This is a genomic window from Pseudomonas sp. (assembly GCF_050739995.1).
Taxonomy (GTDB): Bacteria; Pseudomonadota; Gammaproteobacteria; order Pseudomonadales; family Pseudomonadaceae; genus Aquipseudomonas.
The window spans coordinates 1-18,047 of sequence record NZ_JBOICG010000084.1; the positions used below are offsets into that span (position 1 = coordinate 1).

Below are 18,047 nucleotides of genomic sequence, written 5' to 3' on the forward strand. Positions count from 1 at the left end.
CCGGTATGGCGCGCTGTACCAGTTGCCATAACTCGGGTTGGGCAGTAGAAACCAGCGCTGTCCCAGCCAACTCACATAGGGGGCGACGGCCTTGCGTTGGGCTTCCAGCGTGTTGTGTTCGGCTTGCACGAAATCCCCGAGCGAATCCCCGGCCATCAACAGTACCCGCGCATGGTCCGCGACCCATTGACGGCGGCAGTGCTTGCCATAGCCAGCGCTTTCGCAATGACCGGTGGGCGTGCTGGCGGCGAGTATCTGCTGGTTGTTTTCAACCGGAAAACCGCGCAAACGCAGGTTGGCAGCGGTGGCTGCGACCTGGCTGTGTTCACGGTTGGTGAGGTAGTAGACCTGGATGCCTTTTTGCTTGGCCGCTTGCAGGAAGGCCACGGCGCCTGGCAAAGCCTGGGCCTTGGCCTGGTCGACCCAGGTGTTCCAGCGGTCGTAGGAATAGACCTGGTTGTGAATGATGTCGCGGGCGTTGAGCGGCACGTTATCCAGTAGGGTCTCGTCGATGTCCACCACCACCGCCGGTGGTAGGCCGGTCAGGTTGCGGGCTGGGAAGGGTAGGGCGTCCCAGGTTGGGTCGGCGAGGGCCACGTCGAGTTGGCGGGTGGCGTTGGCGAACAGCTGGCGGTAGATCAGCTCGTGTTCGATGGAGGTCTGGGTCCAGAGCACGGCGTCGAGTTGGTCGTTGGCCGGGGGCGTCTGCTGGCAGCCCACCAGGGCGGTGGACAGCAGGCAGACCCCGGCAAAAATCAGATTGCGCATTGAACAGTCTCGAAGAGGGATGGCAGCACAGTAGCCTAACCCCCCACACAATCAAGGCTTGCACACCAATGCCTGGCGCTCGTAATTCAACGCCTTGTTCTGCGGTGGCAGTGCATAGCTCGCGCTACAATGCTGTTCGCCCCACTTGATTATCAATGTGCCTTGGTCTTGCTCCACCAGTGCCAGTGCATTCCCATTCGGATCGGCAATCGCCAACTGCTTCCCAGTGGCATCCTCCAGCGAAGCCCCGAACGACAGCGGCTGATGCTGCGCATCGAACAGCTCGAACAACACCCGCCGCCCGGTGGTGCCGCTGTAATGCGCCACCACGATGGCGCCACGGCGCGGTACCAGTTGCTGGGTGGCGTTGGTGATTTCCACGTCGCCGCCCAGGTCGCGGGTGTCCAGGCTGATCCAGTTCACCCGATAGGGCTGGGCCGTGGGGATCACCGCATAGCCGTTGTAGCCGGTCTCCACACCGCTGTAGCTGCCGATTTTAGCCCCAGAGATGCCTGGTACTTCGGCGAGGGCGAAGGTTTCGCTGACGGTCTGCCCCAGGTTGATGCCGCCCGCATGGGCCACCACCGAACCTGCGAGGTTGAGGTTTTGCGAGTTGTAGCCCTGGCCCTGGCTGTAACCCAGGCTGACGTCCGCCACCGAGGTCCGGCTGTTGATATTCACCGAGCCTGAATCGCCACTGGTGTCGCTGTGACCGGCCTGCACCGAGTAAAAGGTGTCGCTGGTGTCGGCCACGTAGCCGTTGATACCGGCTTGGGTCGTGGTGTCGCCGTGGTTGCTGCTGGTGGTGACGAATGCCCGTGGTGCCCGTGGCTGGCTGCCCAACGGGAAGGAGATGGACAGGTTCACCTGGGTGTCATCGCTGGGTTCGCCCCAGGTGACGATTTGTTTGGTGCGGGTCACGCCGAGGTTGTACGTCACATCGCCCCAGTTGCTGGTGTAGCCGGCGGAAAAACTCTGGGAGCCGCCACGGTTCCAATAGCGCTGGTCGCTGGCGTTCATGTACAGGCTGCCGTACTCACGGTTGCGGCCGATGCTCTGGTTGATGGTCAGGTCGGTGCGAGTCTTGGAGTTGCCGGTGCGCACTCGGGCGCCTTCGCTGATGTCTTCGACGTGGTCGGTGAAGCTGCGGTAGCCCTCGGTGGAGTAACGGTACGCCGCCAGGGTGAAGTTGGTGTCGGTGCCGGCAAAGGTCTTGGCATACAGGGCACGTACGCTGTTGCCCTGGGTGGTTTGCCCACGGGCCTTGCTCGACGAGTGCGTCACGTCCAGCGAGACCGCGCCCAGCGCCGTGTTTTTACCCGCACCCAGGGACAGCGCGTTGTACGCCTCGCTGGCTTGCAGGCCGACGATGCCGCTCAAGCTGCTGGTGAGGCCGTACGCCACGGTGCTGCTGACAAAGCGTGGCGTGGCCAGGCCTTCGGCATTGCTCTTGAATGTACCCGCCGACACGCTGTACTTGACCTGGCCTTCGCGCACCATGATCGGCAGGCTGGAAAACGCCTGCATGCTCACGCGGCGACTGCCGTCGGCCTCGATCACGGTGATCTGCAAATCGCCGTTGGAGCCGCTGGGGTAGATGTCGTTGATCTCGAACGGGCCTGGCGCGACGTTGGCGGTGTAGAGGATGTAATCGTTCTGGCGGATTTCCACGGTCGCGTTGGTCTGCGCCACGCCACGGATCACCGGGGCATAGCCGCGCTCGCTGTCGGCGCGCATGCCTTCATCCGAGGCCAGTTTCACGCCGCGATAGCGCACGCTGTCGAACAGGTCAGTGTCGGAGAAAATCTCGCCGGCACTGAACTGGCCCTTGATCGCCGTCACGTCATGCTGCACGTAGGTACGGTTGCTGGTGAAGGTGTTCGAGCGCCCGGTGCCGCCACTGAAGTTCGACTCGTTGCGCAGGCGCCAGGCGCCCAGGTTGATGCCGTTGCGCATGCCCAGGTTATTGGCGATGCGTGTGTCGTAGTCGCCGGCCGTGCGGCTGCTGTTGAGTTGATAGTTGATAAACGCGGCCGGCACACCGTCGTCCCACAGTTGCGGGTCGACATAGCCGCGCATGCCGCGTTGCAGGGCTATTTGTGGAATGCTCGCCATCAGGCGCAGGCGGCTGCTGTCGTACCGTACGCTGGCGTCTTCGATCAACTGCGCCAGTGAGTAGCAGGGTGAAGGATGCTCGAGGTCGATTTTGCCCTGGGCCTGCAGGCGGGTCATGTCGATTCCCAGTTGCTTGAGCAGGTCGAGGGTCAAGCAGGCTTCGACTCGTCCATTTTGTGGGTTGCGCTGAAAGTCGATATCGCGCCGGCCCACCAGCACTTCGTTGCTGTACAGGTCCACCCGGTAATTGCCTGGCAATACGCTGTTGGCCGCAAGCAACTGTTGCAGGTCGACGGTCTGTCCACCTTGCAGGAACGTGGTGTTGAACGCTTCGGCAGACTCATCGGCCATGACCCAGGCCGGCAGGCTGGCGGCAATCGCCAGGGACAGCGTCTTGAGTTTCAGCGCGCAACGTGTGGGCCTGGTGCTGGAAAGAGAAGACATGCTTAAGGCGCCAGACGAGATTCAGTGGCGTGCGCAGGGGCCGAAACGCCACTGGAAAGGGGGGCGGTGTAGTGGTTCTGCGCGCCGTAGTCATTGATGCTGTAGAACGACAACTGCACCGGGCCACTGGCGGGCAGGGCATTCAGCGGGAACTGTTTTTGCTCACCGGGGGCGATCATGGTGGAGTCACTCGCCAGTTGCGCCTGCACTTTGATGTCGGCCATCGACACGTGATACAGCGTCGGGTTCTTCACGCTCAGCAGTGTCTGCGCGCCGCGTCGGACCAATGCCCACTCGAGCTGCGCCGGGGCCTGCAAGGCACTGCCGGGCAGGCCGGCAGGGCGGTAAAAAATCTTGATGCGTTGGCGGATGGCCAACTGCAAGGTGTTCTCGGCCTCACTGGCCTTGGGGATTTCCTGCACGTTGAGCCACACCACCGACTCGCGGTCCGTGGGCATGCCGGTGCCTTCATACAAGATCCGCAGCAGTTGCTGCTCTTTGGCAAACACACGAGCCAGGGGCGGCGTGACGGCGAAGGGCGCTCGGCTGGCACTGGCGTCATTCATGTCGACCCAGGATTGCACCAACACATCCTGGCTACCGTTGCGCACAGTGATGTTGGCTTCCTTGTGGTCGCCATCGAATACGATACGGGTGGCATTCAGTGAAATGCTGGCGCTGGCCTGGGTCGCCATAAGCATGCCCAGCAGCCCCAGGCATGCGGCAATCGAACGAGGCAGCATGAGGTTTATCCAGTGTGATCAAAAAGAAATGGCGAGGCCGCAGGGCCTCGCGCGTTCGGTGCCGGGGCGCCGATTATTCGTATTGCAGGATGAACGGCAGGGTCGCGTCACCGCGACCGGCAACGGCCGAGCCGGCGGCTGCGGTGGTCACGTAGGCGGCAGCGAAGCTCAAGGTGGCGTCGCCGCCTTCGGTACCCTGGCCGTGGATGGTGCTTTCAATGCGCGCCGTGGATGGCGAGCTGAGGTCGATCAGCGCGCCGTTGCTGTCGAGCAGGGCGATACCGACGTTTTTCGCCGAGGCGGAGCCGGCGTTCAGCGCCAGTACTTTCTTGCCGGTGACCAGGCCCGAACCGCCGTTGTTGGCGTCAAAGATCATTGCGACCTTGGTGCCTGCGTTGCAGTTGACGTTCAGGTTGAAGTCTTTGGCGGTCACGCGACCGGCAGCCGGGTTTTCTGCGGTGCCCATGTCCTTGATCGACACGTTGCCCATGTCGACCGAGATCGTGCGGTCGGAGTTGGCGCCGTCAACCGAGCAGGCGTCGTTGTTGATCACGCCGGTGAAGGTGATTTTGCCGCTGCCACCCAGGGTTGGAGTGGGCGTTACCGGGTCATCGGCAAACGCACTGCCGGAAGCGGCGATAATGGCCGAGGCGATAACAGCCAGGGAAAACTTCTTCATGATGATATCCGTAAGTGTTAGTTGGAAAATGCTGTTGTTGAACTGCCAGGAAAGAGTAAGTGACGGCGAGGGGCGGGCGAATAAGACGATTCTTATAAGCGGCTTGGGTGGCGGGTAAGCTGCGCTGGATAAATAGGCTGGATGCCTGTAAATAAAGGGCAAAGCCATTGTCCAGGAATGGCTTGCAAGTTCTTCGTTAGTTAAAAATGTTGCGCGCCAGACAATAAGCCAACAGGTCTTGGTCACTGCTGACTTCAAGTTTGCGCATGGCCGAAATCTTTTGCGCGCTGATGGTTTTAGAACTTCGATTCTGGCAGCGCGCAATATCACTTACGCTCATGCCGGAAATAAATAAGCGCAAGATTTCGAACTCTTTGGGCGACAAGGTGGAAAAACGCTCGTCGATGGCCGTCAGTGTCTCGATCACCGATGTCTTGGGCGGCTCCAGGCTGTGATAAGTGCTTTGTTGCGCAATGGCCTTGAGCGCCAGTTGAATCTCGGTGTGCAACTGGCTTTTCTGGATAATCCCGACCACCCCCAGTTCTTGCAGGCGGGTGAGGATCAGGTGATTGGAAATCATCGTCAGGATCAGGATCTGTACCTGAGGAAAGTGCCGTTTCAGGTATTCCACCAGTTTGAGGCCGTCGCCGTAGGGCGAGTCGCCTGGCATGTTGTAGTCGGTGATCACGATGTCGACCACCTGACGCTGCAACAACTCGATCAACCCCGCCGAGCAGATGGCCTCGCCCACGACCGCAAAGCGCGTATCGCGCTCCACCAATTCGCGTACACCGAGCAGCACGATCGGGTGATCGTCCGCGATAACCACGTTGAATGTTTTCATAAGGGGCCGTCCGTAGTGCCAGTTCAAGTGAGTGAAGTGTGCCCAGGCTGGAGCTTCTCCAGGATGGCCGACATTCGCTGCATGACAGCCTTCACCTTGAGTACCAGTGCGGTGTTGAGGCTGCTGCTGTTGAGTGCGCTTTCCAGTTCGATGCAGGCCTGGGACAGCGCGAGTGCCTGCACGGCGCCCAGGGCTCCGGCCGCCGAATGCAGGCGTTGCCCGAGGCTATGGGCATCGCGCTGCTCCAATGCTGCGCCGATGCGCTGCAGGTCTTGCTGCAGGCTGCTGATGAACAGCACACGCATTTTTTCCGACAGTTGCACGCTGTCATCGAAAGGCTCGACGGCGGGCTCCGGCGGCGGCTTGACCTGGCACCACTTGATCAACTGGGCACGCAAGGTTTGCAGGCTCAGGGGTTTGACGATCCAGGCGTTCATGCCCACCGCCAGGCAACGCACACCTTCCTCGCGCATCGCATTGGCGGTCACGCCGATGATCGGCAACTGTGGATCATGCTCGCGCAACGTCCTGGCCAGTTCATAACCGTTCATCAACGGCATATTCACGTCGGTCAGCACCAGGTCGAAGACCTGCGGTTGCCACAGTTGCAACGCCTGCTCGCCGTTGACGGCCAGGGTCACCGAGCAACCAAGGGCCTGTAGTTGTTCCTTGATGATCGCCTGGTTGACCGGGTTGTCCTCGGCCACCAGGATGCGCAAGCCCAACTGGCCGGCGCTTCGTGGCTGTGCCGCTGCGGGTTGCTCATACTTGCCGTGCTGCGCCAGTGACACGGTGGCGGCGAGTGTACGCACATCGTGCAAATCGACCACCCAGCCTTGTGCCGTATGCAGCGGCGGTGTGTGTGCACCCGGCAGGCAGAGTACACGTTGGCCGGGCCAGGGCCGGGGGGACTCGTTGGGCAACAGGTCGACCAGCACCGCGTGGCGGCTGTCTTTTTCCTGGACGGTCGCCGCCAGGCCAGCCGCAATGCCCAGGCGATTGAGCCAGTCACTCATTGACTGTGCCAGTTCGCGTACCGGTGCCTGCACATACACCGGCGTCGGGCTTGGTTCGATCACCGGCAGGTTGGTCAGCGCGCCGCCGCACAGTGACAGGCGCATTTTCAGGGTAAAGCTGCTGCCCAGGCCTGGCTCGCTGACCAACCTGATTTCACCGCCCATCATCTGTGCCAGCCACCGGCATATCGGCAGCCCCAAGCCTGCGCCGCCCTCGCTGGCCGTGTCCGGTGCCTGGTAGAACAGATCGAACAGCTTGGCCTGCTGCGCCTCGGGGATGCCGACACCGGAGTCGGTGACTTGCCATTCCAGGTCGACATTATCGGCGTCACGCGCCATCACCCTGGCACGAATGACCACGCGCCCGGTGTCGGTGAACTTAATGGCGTTGCTCACCAGGTTGTTGAGGATCTGACGAATGCGCATCGGGTCGCCCATTACGCAGTCAGGCAACTGTGGGTCGATGCAACTGTACAGCTGCAAACCCTTGCGCTGGGCGAATGCGGTGTAGGTGTGCAGCGTGTCTTCGAGTATGTCCAGAGGGCAGAAATCCATGGCTTCTATCGCCATTTGCCCGGACTCGATCTTCGATACATCCAGCACATCACTGATCAGTTGGAAGAGCGTGGCGGACGAGCGCTGGATGGTGTGCAGGTAGGTTTGCTGGTGCGGGTCCAGGTCGGTCAGGCCGAGTAATTCAAGGGTACCCAGTACGCCATACAGCGGTGTGCGGATTTCATGGCTCATGGTTGCCAGGAACAGCGTCTTGGCCTCGTTGGCGGTGTCGGCGGCGTGACGTGCCTCCTCCAGTGCCTGGGCATCTTCGATATGCCGAGTGATGTCGTTGAACGCGTACAAACGTACGTTCTCGGCCTGATAACGGGTCGACACGAAGCCGATTTGCAGGTGCCGGCCTTCGATCTCCAGATGCGTCTCGCCGTTCTCGGCATGCTCATGTTGACCGGCCATGGCCGCCACCAGGCGGGCGGTGCCCGGCCATTGTTGGGCGCGCTGGTTTTCGATCAGCACCTTGCCGTCGCTGCGCCGCACCACGCACAGCCCGGTGGGGGCGGTGTCGATGATGACGCGGCTGAACGCCACGCTTTCGGCAATGCGTTCATGGGCCAGCCGCGCCGGCGTGATCACCTGGCGTCGATACCAACGGCTGCCGGCCCAACCCAGGGTCGTCAGGCTGGCCAGCAGCAGCGCCAGGCTACTCAGCGGCCACACGGTGGAATGGAAAAAGTGCGAGTAGTTCAGGCCATAGACCGCGCTCCATGGCTGGTCGCCGGTGTGGGTAATTTTGAATTCAAAGCCATTGGCCGTGAAGTGCACGCCATCACTGAGTGATTTCGGCGTCGCGGGCCCGATCAACCGCTTGCCGTCCGGTGCGATCAGGGTAAAGCGATCAAAGGCCGAGTGATCCAGGGCACGCTGTACGTCGTCGACCCGCGACAGGTCGAGCAAGGTGCCCACCACCGCCTGGCCTGGGCCGTCGAGTGGCAGGCCGATATAGGCCAGCAGGTGTTTGGGTTCGGGCCCTGTCTGCCAATACACGCGATCTTGCTCCAGCGGTTGCGGCGTCTGCGCGAGGGTGTGTTGCACCGCCTTGACCAGCGCCACCAGGTTGCCGGTTTCCTCGGTGCTTTCCCTTCGTTGGTAACCCACCGACGGAATCGTGATGGTGTAGTTCGCCTGGCGGTTGAACAGAAAGGTTTGTGGCGCCTCGTACGGCGACGAGGACCAGAAGGCGCTGTAGTAGCTGGTCAGGTGCGCGCCCAGGGCAAAAATGGGCGGCCTGTCGGCGGCGCCGATCTGCTGTTCATCCAACTTGACACTGAACGGCACCGAAAACGAATACTTCTGGCCTTCGTACAGCGTGCGACGGTTGTCGACCATACGGCTTTTCAGGCTGACCTGAACGTTGGTGGCACGCAGCAGTTCGGCCTGGATGCCCGGATGGGCCAGGCTCTTGAGGTAGGTTTGCTGCTCTGCGAGGTTTTCCATCAGGCGGGCGAAGTGAAAGCGCGTGGCACCGTAGCGGGTCTCGACTCCCCGTTGCAGTGACCAGTAATTGGTGAGGACCAGCAGCAACGCGATTCCAATCAGCACCATCAAGCCTTTGTTCAGGCGTGCAGAGCTACGGGTAAAGGCTTCGAGGATCGCGTTGTTGTGCTTCATCAGGGGGTTCCGCAGGCGCTGGATAAATCGGCACTGGATGGAGATTAGTCCTTGAAAGGGCAAATAATCCGGGGCCGCCAGCTAGTGAGATGTCGCGGGGCCATCATTGTTCAGTAGTTGTTGAAATTGGTCTGAAGACACCGCGTGAGAGATCAGGAAACCCTGCACCTGATTGCAGTCGATCTTGCGCAGCAGGGCCAGTTGCTGGGGCGTTTCCACGCCTTCGGCGACCACGGTAAGACCAAGTTTGCGGCCCAGTGCAATGATGCTCGCCAATGCCTGGGCCATGCCTTCGTTATCGTGGCTACCCTGGACCAGGGCCTGGTCGATCTTCAGTTCGGTGAATGGTGTGGACACCAGGTTGAGGTACGAGCTGTAGCCTTTGCCGAAATCGTCCTGGGACAGCCCGAAGCCCTTGATACGCAGACGGCAGGCCCCGGCGTAGAAGTTACTGATGTCCTGCGGCACCGAGCACTCCATCAGCTCGAAGCAAATCATTCCCGGGATACCGTCGTAGTGCAGCACGAACTCCAGCAGGCGGTCGGCCAGGTCGTGGCTGTTGAGCAGGTGCGTGGGCAGGTTGATCGACACCGGTATTTCATAACCCCGCTGGCGCCAACGCTCCTGGGCGTGAATCGCCTGTTTGAGCACCACCCACAGCAGGCGCTCCTCCAGTTCGAATGCCTTGATCGCCGGCAGGAACGCGGCCGGCAGCATCACGCCTTGCTCGGGGTGCATCCAGCGCACCAGGGCTTCGGCGGCGACGATGCGACCGTTGGCCAGGGATTTTTTCGGCTGGAACCACGCTTGGAACTGGCCGTTGCCCATGGCCTGGACCAGCGTGTTGCGGTCGATGTCCACGTGCTCCGCCAAGTCGGGCGAGGGGCGGTGTATCTTGTTCTTGAGCTGTTCTACCAGGCTGCGCAGGGCGTCGGCGGCGACCGGTTTGGAGATCAGCCCGATGACCTCCACATCGAGATTTTTTGCCACCAGGCTGGCCGCCATCAGCATACGCCGCGATGCTGCGCTCATGATCGCCAGGGCCGGTTTGCAACGCAGGTTGGCCAGGCACTGAATGAACTGCACACCGTCCATGCCGGGCATCAGCAGGTCGGTCAGAACCAGATCGAAATCCCGCTGGCGCAGGCGCTCCAGCGCTTCTTTGCCATCCTCGGCGGTTTCGAGCCTGAAATCCCCCAACTCACTGAGCAGGTGCTGCAGGTAGATGTGCTGCAGGGGATGATCCTCAACAATCAGAATACTAAGGGGCTTCATGGGTGATCCGTGCATAAGGCGCCAGGGAGTTGAATAGAGCCCGCAACGCAAAGGGTTTGACCAGGCAATGGTTCATGCCGGCGGCCAGGCACAGGTCGGCCTCGCCGCGCATGGCGTTGGCGGTGGCCCCGATAATCGGCAACGGGCAGCCCTGGCGGCGCAGTTCGCGCGCCAGTTCATAGCCGTTGATGTGGGGCATATTGACGTCGGTGAGCACCACGTCGAAATGACCGGCGCTGTACAGCTGCAGCGCCTCCTGGCCGTCGGCCGCCAGCTCCACGGTGCAGCCGAGTTCTTCGAGTTGGTCGCGCAATATCAGTTGGTTGATGATGTTGTCCTCGGCCACCAACAGGTGCAGGTTGAGTTTGTCCACGTCGTGCTGGCGCGTTTGCTCATCGCTGCGGACCACCCACAGTCCCTGGGCCTGGCTGACGGCCTGGTGGATCGCGCCCAGGTGGTTGAGATTGACGTGCCACGCACCCGTATCGGCTTCCAAGGTGGTACAGGCATTGCTGCTGACATGAATCACTGGCCCTGGCCAATCGGGCGCCAGCAAGGGATCGACGCTGCCGGGGTGTAATTGCAGCAGCAGATGCTGGTCGGGCAGGCTCGGCAGGCCGGCCTGGGCGCGTGCGCCCCAGCGGCGCAGCCAGCCGCTGATGGCGTGGGCCAGTTCCGGGATGGGTGAGGCGACGTAGATGGTGTCGGCGAGCAGTGCTGTCATCGGCAAGCTGGGCGCTTCTTCCAGCGGCAGGGTGAGGCTGAAACTGCTGCCCAGGCCCAGCTCGCTGACCATGCGCAGCGAGCCATTCATCAACTCGGTCAGGCGTTGGCAAATCGGCAGGCCCAGGCCGGTGCCGGCCACCACATTGGTGTTGCCTTCGCTCTGGTAGAACGGCTCGAAAATCATCGCCTGGTCTTCCTGGGCGATGCCTTTGCCGGTGTCCGAGACTTGCCACAACACACTGGAGCGCTCGCCGTCGCGGCCCAGCACCTTGACCCGCAGCACCACACGCCCGTAATCGGTGAACTTCACCGCATTATTGAGCAGGTTGTTGAGGATCTGGCGGATGCGCGTCACGTCGCCGATCAGCCGCTCGGGCAGCTTGGGGTCGAAGCAGGCGTACAGCTGCAAGCCTTTACCCTGGGCGGCTGCGGCGTAGCCCTGGATGATTTCGTGCACCAGGTCCAGCGGCGAGAATTCGCTCATCTCCAGTGCCAGTTGGCCGGCCTCGATCTTCGACACGTCGAGCACATCGCAGATCAATTGCAGCAGCGTCGCGGACGAGCCTTCGATGGCATGCAGATAGTCTTTTTGCTGGGCATCCAGTTGGGTGCGGGCCAGCAGTTCCAGGGTGCCCAGCACGCCGTACAGGGGCGTGCGGATCTCGTGGCTCATGGTGGCCAGAAACAGGGTTTTCGCCGCGTTGGCGGCATCCGCCGATTGGCGGGCTTCTTCCAGCGCGGCCTCCACCTGCTTGCGTGCACTGAGGTCGCTGAAGGCGCAAAACAACACGTCCTCACCTTTGTAACGAGTAGGCGCGCTGCTCAGGTAGAGGTGGCGGCCGTCGACGGTTTCAAAGTAGTCGCTGCGTTCGGACGGCTCGCTGGCAAAGGCTTGCTCGATCCAGCCCGTTCGCAAGGCTTCGCGCTCCGGGCCGTTGCCTAGCCATTGTTGGGCCAGGGTGTTTTCCAGCACTACCTGGCCGTCGGTGCGGCGCAGTACGCACAGCGCGACGGGAGCGGTCTGGATCACATCGCGGCCGAAGGCTTCGCTTTCGATCAACGCCTGGATGCGATGGATCGACGGAATGATGAAACGCTGGTCGACCCGGCGCATCATCAGCCAGATCAGCGTGAGGCTGAACAGGCAGAACAGCAGTGAGCCGAGTAGTTGTTTCCACAGGCCGGTGACCACCGCGCGCAGGTCGATGGAGTACATCAGTTGCCATTCAGAGGACTTCAGGTGCTTGCGGATCACCAGGTGATCGGGCAGCCAACCGTTGCCGACAAACCCGAAAAAGCTGTCCTCTCCAGGCTTGAGGCGTTGCTGGCTCCGCCGCGCATCGGCACTGTTAGTGAACACCAGCATGCCTTGGGCGTTGAGCATCATGAACTCGCCGGCGCTCTGGTCACTGAGGGTCGACGACACCTCACGGCTTTCCATCTCCAGGCCGAGCCAACCGGAATTGGCATCGCGCTCATCCAACCGTATGAACACATACAGGTGCGAGTGGTGCTCGGTCTTGTCACTGAGCCACAGCTCGCCGAGGGTAGTCGGGTCGCGGTGTTGCAAGTCCTTGAGGCGATTGAGCATGCACTTGGAAATCGGCAGTACTTGCGCGGTTGAGTTGTAGAGGCGCATCACCTGTGGGCTAGGGCCGGCGTTCACATAGAGCAGGTTGAGCTGCTTGGCCTTGAGGTAGTCGCGCATGCGCGCGGTGAGCCAGATGCTCCATTGGTTGCCGGGGGTGTCGCCCAGTTGCAGGTGTTCTTCTTCCGGGGAGGGCGGGTAGATCCGTGCCTGTTTGCGCACCGCCGACAGGCTGAGGCTTTCGAGCAAGGCTTCGCGGTTGGTGAAAAAAGTATGCGCCTCGGCAATGGCGCTGCTCATGTAGCCGCGTCGCTGGGAGATGTCGTTGTTGAAGGTGGACAGCAGAAAGGTGTAGACCCCGCTCAGAATGCCGACCAATAACACGGTGGCAAACGTACGAAGCAGCCTTCTGGCTGCTTCGGGTCGGGAGAGGACGGGGTTGATCTGGAGCAGATAACTTTTCAATCGCATCGGCAAAGAGTAGTGGCAGAACGATGCCAACGGCATAAGACGATCCTTAAAGTCGCCGGCTACTTGTAAAGCATATCGACCACCACAGCGGCTTCGAAAGCCCCGGGAATCGGCAGGGTGCGCCAGTTCAGGTCGGCTCGGAAATCATTGCGCGCCTGGCCAGAGCCCATCAGCGTCTGCAGGGTGAACCAATTGTTGAAGGGCAGGCGCTGATCGCTGTCGGCGCGGGACAACGAGATACCCACCGAGCTGTTGTTGGCCGGCACCAGCAGGCCATTGATCACGCTGCCGCCGCCCGGGGTGGTGGCGAAACGTGCATCGACGGTGTAGGGCGTGTCGCAGGCTTTGCGCAGGCTCAGGTTGAAATTCGCGGTGCTGGCCACGGCGCCGATCTGCGCCTGGCGTGACGGCGTGGGGAAGTTGACCACGCTGGGGGTGATGGTCAACTCGGGTGCGCAGGGCACGAAGCGAATGTCGTTCATGCCGGTGACGATGTAGTTGAGGTTACTGTTGGGCTTATTGTTGAGCCCACGTACGCCGTCCAGCTGGAACACCCGGTATTGGGCCAGGGTGCTGGCTTGGCCATTGGGTGGCGTCTTGCCGTATTTCTCAATGAATACACTGAAGTTCAGGGTGAAGCGTGCGTTGTTCCAACCGGTGCAGTTGGACCAGGTGCAACCTAGGTCGGAGTAGAAACCGGTGCCGACCTTACCGGTGTTTTGGGTGATCGGCGTGTTCTTATAGCGGATGCCCACGCGGATGCCCTGGCCGATGCTGACGTTGGCGGGGTTGAGGTAGAAGTAAACTTCTTCGCGGCCATGGTTCTGGTCGTCTTTGCACCGCACATTGGTGGAGCGTGGCCCCGACTCCCAGATGATCGTGCCATCCGGTGCGTCGGCCGCGACCGCCAGCGAGGTGCCAAGGGGGTTGATATCCACATACGCGCCGCTGCCATCTTCCACGCAGGCCAGGGCATGGCTGGTGGCGGGCAGGGCGGCGCAGCCCCAGAGCAGCAAAGGGAGAAAACGTTTGATCAGTGACATAGGTGCCATACCCCGCGATGGATCAGTTGAGCGCCGCGCTGTGGCGGGCCTGCAAGCCGATATCGTTGATTTCGGTGAAGTGGAGGGTGGTGCCTTTGGGCAGTGCGCCCGGCGTGGTCAGGGTTTTGCTTTCGTGGGGCTTGAGCAGCAGATAGTCGCTGAGCGCCTGGGTCTCGGTGCGCACGTTCACCAACGACAGGTGAAACGCGCTGGGGTTGCTCACCGTGAGGCTGTGCCCGTCGTGGCGGCTCCACACCAACTGCTGCAACGCTTCAGTCGAGCCACCGTCGAGGGTGGGCGGGCGATAGAACAGCTTGAGGCGTTGGCGTATTGCAAACTGCACGCTGTTGGGGTCGTCCGGTTTGAGCGGGACTTCCATGATATTGAGCCAGAACAGTGACTCGCGATCAGCGGGAAGACCGGCCCCGGCGTACAGAATCCGCAGCCGGTGATGTTCCCCAGGCCCCAACTTCACCAACGGCTCGGTGGCGGCAAATGGCACGTCGCGGTTAGCCGTTTCATCCTCGGCGGTGATCCAGGTTTGCACCACCACATCCCGTGGTGCCTGGTTGACCACGCTGATGCCGGCCGCCTTGTCCTGGCCGAAATAAATCAGGCGTGTGCCTTCGATTTTCAGCGCGGCGCGGGCGGGGGGCGCGAGAGCCAGTAACGTACCGGCGATCAGCAGCATTCGCAAAAGTGACATCAACACAGAGAGTTCCATGGGGCGTTTGGGGACGCAATCCATGGTAGGGGCTGGGCGGGAGGAGGGCTTTGAGGCGATTCTTAAAAGCGCGCCTTTGCCCCAGCTTACCGTTTCAGAATCGCCTTAAAGTCATGGCCGGCCACTGACCGTTACCGTATTCACCGTTGAATGATCGACGTTGATGCCCAACTGTCAGGTTTACCCCTATGTCCAATAAAGCGTTACGCCTTCTGATTGCCGATGCCGACCTGCTGCAACGGATCAAGATCGAGAAAATGCTCAACCAACTGGGCTATCACCGTATTGCGCCCATCAGTTCATTCGATGAGCTCCAGGGGCTGACACGTTCTGAGGGGGTGGCGTTCGACCTGTTGATCATCAACACGGCGCTGGTGCATTCGCGGCAGGTCAACCTTCTCAAGTACTGCCACGACAACCCGCTGATCCGCCACACCCTGATCTATGACGGTCAATGTGCGCTGAGCTCGGTGGTGTCGGTATCGGTGAGCCAGACTTTGCACCTGTCGCTCTCGCAATCGCCCGACTTCAATTCGTTGCGTCGCTGCATGGAAATCGTCGATCCGGCCCACAGCCCGCCCGTGGTTGAACGGCCTGCGTTGCGCGCGGTGGACACGCGCACCCTGCAATCGCCGACCAGCCTGCGCGCCAACGGCCAGGGTGACCCGGCCGTGGTCGCGTGTGCGGTGGGCTTATCGCCTAAACGCTAAGCCGTGTGACGATGCAGAAACCTCAGCTACGCCATACAGGTCGGTTATCGTGCCCCAATGCCCAGTGCGCCTGGCCGGGTTGCAGGCAGCTACCCCCCACCCAGCGTTCATGGCTGGCGTGGTCCAACCAATAGGCTTGGCCGGCCAACACGGCTTGCCCCAGCGCGGTCAGCGTCAGCATGCGCCGAGGCCATTCCAGATGTACCTCGGTTTCCGACAGCAACGGTTGTTCTGCATCGATCAGTGGCCGTAACAGTGCATGAAACATCATGTCGCCCAGAAACGGCAGCGGCTCGCGCTTGATCATCAACTCGGCGAAAACACGGCCAAAGGGCACCGGCCCGGACTCGGCGATGTACGCCAGCGACAGGCGCTCAGTGAGTGATAGACCGTCCTGGACTCCCGGTAACTCCTGCAACTGGCGCAGTAAGGCTGGGGCAAGAAACGGTAGGGACGCCTGTGAGGAGTGGGCCAGCTCTGCCCACCGCGTGGGTGAGTTGTCGCAATACGCGGACCATGCCTGTTTGGCCACTAGCACCGCCTCTTCATCGATCAAGCGACGTTGTGGCCACAGCCATGCCAACACATCGGGTGCCAACTGGCCGATACCGATAAAACGCTCGACGCCAGGAATACGATCGACCTCGATCAGCTCCAGTTTTTTCGGCAGCCGTTCAAGCCCCGCCAGAGTACGGATCAGGAAGAGTTGGTCATAGGCATCTGCCTCGCACCACAGCACGCAGTGGTCAGCATCGGCCAGTGCTGCAAGCTGGTCGTATTCATCGTCCATACGGCGGGCAACCTGCACCTCATCCAAGGCAAATGCCTGGCTGATAAAAGCACTGCGCAGCGCGCGGAATGCTGTGTTGGGCAGGTCACGTACCGGCCCCATGCACAGTGGGTCCGTGAGCATCTGAAACTGCCCCTTGAACCCCGCCAGTTGGAGGCTATGGGCGATGTCATTGCCACAGCGCCAATGAGTCGTACGGGCTTCGTCGCTGGCCTCGAAACCGGGGTGGCGCGCGGCGAAGTCGATGGCGTCGACATGGGCCTTGAGCTTGGGCCAACTGCTGAAACCCAGCTGTTTAGCGACGTGCCATTGAGCCTGGGACAAGGTGCTGGTCGGGTCTTGGCTTTTCAGGCGCGGCAGCAGTTCCTTGGCGCGCTTGCGTTGCTGCTCAAGGTTAATACGGCCGTCGGTGGTCGAGGATATGGGGCGTTGCGACATACGATCTCCTTGCACAAACCTTTTCCGCTTTAAGGCTGGGAGTCGTAGAAATGAGGTAAAGCTTAAGTATCTTGGGCGCAGCCCTTTCCGCGGAAGGTGGCGTAGAGAGCGCCAGGCGGGAAATATAGGCAGTGCAGTCACCGATTGCAAGGCGCGCCTCATCGCAAGGACCTCCATCGTGTTAACGAGAGGCGACAGTTTGAAATTTTTCATGAATTCTTTGCGCGCGTGCCGCACCATTGCGCCCAACAGGATCAAGAGGAATATCGCGTCCATGAGTGCACTGATAGAAACCCGCGGCCTCACGCGCCGGGACGAGCGCCGCCAGACGACCTTGCTGCAACCCACGGACTTCACCTTGAACTCCACCGACCGTGTATCGATCACCGGCTCCTCCGGCTCCGGCAAAAGTGTATTCCTGCGCGCACTGGCCCTACTGGATGCGCCCACCTCGGGGCAGATCCTGTGGAACGGCCAACCGATTGCCAACGCCGAGATTCCCCACTATCGCAGCCATATCAGCTACCTGTCGCAGCGCCCGGCGCTGATCGAGGGCACGGTGGAAGACAACCTGCGTTTCCCGTTCAGCCTCAAGACCCTGCGCAAGCGCAGTTTCGATCTGCAAGCCGTGACCACGTTGCTGGGACATGCCGGTAAACAACCGGACTTCCTGGCTAAAAATGCCGGCGACCTGTCGGGCGGTGAGTCCCAGGTGGTGTCGCTGATCCGCACCCTGCAGCTCAACCCTGAAGTGCTGTTGCTGGATGAGCCGACTGCCGCCCTCGACCCGGCTTCGTCCCGCGATGTCGAAGCGCTGATCGATGCCTGGTATGCCGCCGATAACGCCCGCGCCTATATCTGGGTCTCCCACGATTTGGAACAGGCCCGGCGCATGAGCGACATTCACTTGCAGATGAGCGCCGGCGTGCTGAACGGAGTCGCACAACCATGAATTATCAAAACCTCACCGCACTGGACATGGGCATCGCTGCCTCGCTGATCCTGATCAACGGCGCCTTGTCGCTGTTGTTGCGCCTGGGCCTGGAGCGCCAGTTGCTATGGGCCGCCGTGCGCACGGTGGTGCAGTTGATGGCCATCGGTTATTTGCTGGGCTGGGTGTTCGAATTCGCCTACTGGTATGTGGTGCTGCCGTTGATGTGCGCGATGACGTTGATCGCCGGCATGTCGGCGGCGGAGCGCGGGCGGCGGACCTACCGAGGGCAGCGGGTCGACAGCATTGTGTCGGTGTGGGGTAGTTCATGGCTGGTGACGGCGGTGGGTCTGTTCGCGGTGATCCGCATCCACCCGTGGTACGAGCCACAGTATGCGATCCCGATCCTGGGCATGATCCTCGGTAACACCCTGACCGGCGTGTCGTTGGGGATCGAGCGCATGACCCAGGAACTCACCTCGGGCCGTAACACCATCGAGATGATCCTGGCCCTCGGCGGCTCACGCTGGGAAGCCGCCCAGGAGGCGATCCGCCAGGCTG

General features: G+C 61.3%; 14 protein-coding genes. 3 read left to right on the forward strand and 11 right to left on the reverse strand.

Annotation, left to right across the window (positions count from 1 at the left end; translation table 11 throughout):
* From ACRESD_RS02850 to ACRESD_RS02895, 10 genes are all read right to left on the reverse strand, one after another.
* On the reverse strand, positions 1-768 hold a 768-nt coding region (locus ACRESD_RS02850), incomplete at its 3' end, for a 5'-nucleotidase, lipoprotein e(P4) family (protein ID WP_431749538.1).
* Between the two features lie 51 nt (positions 769-819).
* Positions 820-3,327 (reverse strand): fimbria/pilus outer membrane usher protein, encoded by a 2,508-nt coding sequence (locus ACRESD_RS02855; RefSeq protein WP_431749539.1) that lies wholly within the window; start codon positions 3,325-3,327, stop codon positions 820-822.
* A gap of 2 nt (positions 3,328-3,329) precedes the next feature.
* Complete coding sequence (locus ACRESD_RS02860; protein WP_431749540.1) at positions 3,330-4,070, reverse strand: fimbrial biogenesis chaperone; 741 nt, start codon at positions 4,068-4,070, stop codon at positions 3,330-3,332.
* Positions 4,071-4,143: 73 nt separating this feature from the next.
* Positions 4,144-4,749: a fimbrial protein gene (locus tag ACRESD_RS02865; protein WP_431749541.1), complete on the reverse strand. Its 606-nt coding sequence runs from the start codon at positions 4,747-4,749 to the stop codon at positions 4,144-4,146.
* Between the two features lie 196 nt (positions 4,750-4,945).
* The gene (locus tag ACRESD_RS02870; protein ID WP_431749542.1) at positions 4,946-5,593 is read right to left on the reverse strand and encodes a response regulator; all 648 of its coding nucleotides are present in this window, start codon (positions 5,591-5,593) and stop codon (positions 4,946-4,948) included.
* Positions 5,594-5,616: 23 nt separating this feature from the next.
* Entirely contained in the window at positions 5,617-8,790 is a 3,174-nt protein-coding gene (locus tag ACRESD_RS02875; RefSeq protein WP_431749543.1) for a response regulator, read from the reverse strand.
* 81 nt (positions 8,791-8,871) lie between these two features.
* On the reverse strand, positions 8,872-10,065 hold the full coding sequence (locus tag ACRESD_RS02880) for an EAL domain-containing response regulator (protein WP_431749544.1): 1,194 nt from the start codon (positions 10,063-10,065) through the stop codon (positions 8,872-8,874).
* Complete coding sequence (locus tag ACRESD_RS02885) at positions 10,052-12,850, reverse strand: ATP-binding protein (RefSeq protein WP_431749551.1); 2,799 nt, start codon at positions 12,848-12,850, stop codon at positions 10,052-10,054. The genes ACRESD_RS02880 and ACRESD_RS02885 overlap by 14 nt, the downstream gene beginning before the upstream one ends.
* 59 nt (positions 12,851-12,909) lie before the next feature.
* Positions 12,910-13,893: a fimbrial protein gene (locus tag ACRESD_RS02890; protein WP_431749545.1), complete on the reverse strand. Its 984-nt coding sequence runs from the start codon at positions 13,891-13,893 to the stop codon at positions 12,910-12,912.
* A 22-nt stretch (positions 13,894-13,915) separates the two neighbouring features.
* The gene (locus ACRESD_RS02895) at positions 13,916-14,599 is read right to left on the reverse strand and encodes a fimbrial biogenesis chaperone (protein WP_431749546.1); all 684 of its coding nucleotides are present in this window, start codon (positions 14,597-14,599) and stop codon (positions 13,916-13,918) included.
* Between the two features lie 206 nt (positions 14,600-14,805).
* Between ACRESD_RS02895 and ACRESD_RS02900 the strand changes: the two genes are divergently transcribed.
* Entirely contained in the window at positions 14,806-15,327 is a 522-nt protein-coding gene (locus ACRESD_RS02900) for a chemotaxis protein CheY (protein ID WP_431749547.1), read from the forward strand.
* 22 nt (positions 15,328-15,349) lie between these two features.
* Here the strand turns inward: ACRESD_RS02900 and ACRESD_RS02905 are convergent, their stop codons facing one another.
* A complete protein-coding gene (locus ACRESD_RS02905; RefSeq protein WP_431749548.1) occupies positions 15,350-16,555 on the reverse strand; it encodes a DUF1835 domain-containing protein in 1,206 nt (401 codons plus the stop codon).
* A 274-nt stretch (positions 16,556-16,829) separates the two neighbouring features.
* Between ACRESD_RS02905 and ACRESD_RS02910 the strand changes: the two genes are divergently transcribed.
* Positions 16,830-17,507, forward strand: a complete 678-nt coding sequence (locus ACRESD_RS02910) for an ABC transporter ATP-binding protein (RefSeq protein ID WP_431749549.1) — start codon at positions 16,830-16,832, stop codon at positions 17,505-17,507.
* On the forward strand, positions 17,504-18,047 hold a 544-nt coding region (locus ACRESD_RS02915), incomplete at its 3' end, for an ABC transporter permease (RefSeq protein ID WP_431749550.1). The genes ACRESD_RS02910 and ACRESD_RS02915, both read left to right, overlap by 4 nt.

What these genes read in the sequence shown, in the direction of transcription:
- ACRESD_RS02855 (WP_431749539.1), bottom strand. Translation starts at nt 3,327, where the DNA reads ATGTCTTCTCTTTCCAGCACCAGGCCCACACGTTGCGCGCTGAAACTC.
- ACRESD_RS02860 (WP_431749540.1), bottom strand. Translation starts at nt 4,070, where the DNA reads ATGCTGCCTCGTTCGATTGCCGCATGCCTGGGGCTGCTGGGCATGCTT.
- ACRESD_RS02865 (WP_431749541.1), bottom strand. Translation starts at nt 4,749, where the DNA reads ATGAAGAAGTTTTCCCTGGCTGTTATCGCCTCGGCCATTATCGCCGCT.
- ACRESD_RS02870 (WP_431749542.1), bottom strand. Translation starts at nt 5,593, where the DNA reads ATGAAAACATTCAACGTGGTTATCGCGGACGATCACCCGATCGTGCTG.
- ACRESD_RS02875 (WP_431749543.1), bottom strand. Translation starts at nt 8,790, where the DNA reads ATGAAGCACAACAACGCGATCCTCGAAGCCTTTACCCGTAGCTCTGCA.
- ACRESD_RS02880 (WP_431749544.1), bottom strand. Translation starts at nt 10,065, where the DNA reads ATGAAGCCCCTTAGTATTCTGATTGTTGAGGATCATCCCCTGCAGCAC.
- ACRESD_RS02885 (WP_431749551.1), bottom strand. Translation starts at nt 12,850, where the DNA reads ATGCGATTGAAAAGTTATCTGCTCCAGATCAACCCCGTCCTCTCCCGA.
- ACRESD_RS02890 (WP_431749545.1), bottom strand. Translation starts at nt 13,893, where the DNA reads ATGTCACTGATCAAACGTTTTCTCCCTTTGCTGCTCTGGGGCTGCGCC.
- ACRESD_RS02895 (WP_431749546.1), bottom strand. Translation starts at nt 14,599, where the DNA reads ATGTCACTTTTGCGAATGCTGCTGATCGCCGGTACGTTACTGGCTCTC.
- ACRESD_RS02900 (WP_431749547.1), top strand. Translation starts at nt 14,806, where the DNA reads ATGTCCAATAAAGCGTTACGCCTTCTGATTGCCGATGCCGACCTGCTG.
- ACRESD_RS02905 (WP_431749548.1), bottom strand. Translation starts at nt 16,555, where the DNA reads ATGTCGCAACGCCCCATATCCTCGACCACCGACGGCCGTATTAACCTT.
- ACRESD_RS02910 (WP_431749549.1), top strand. Translation starts at nt 16,830, where the DNA reads ATGAGTGCACTGATAGAAACCCGCGGCCTCACGCGCCGGGACGAGCGC.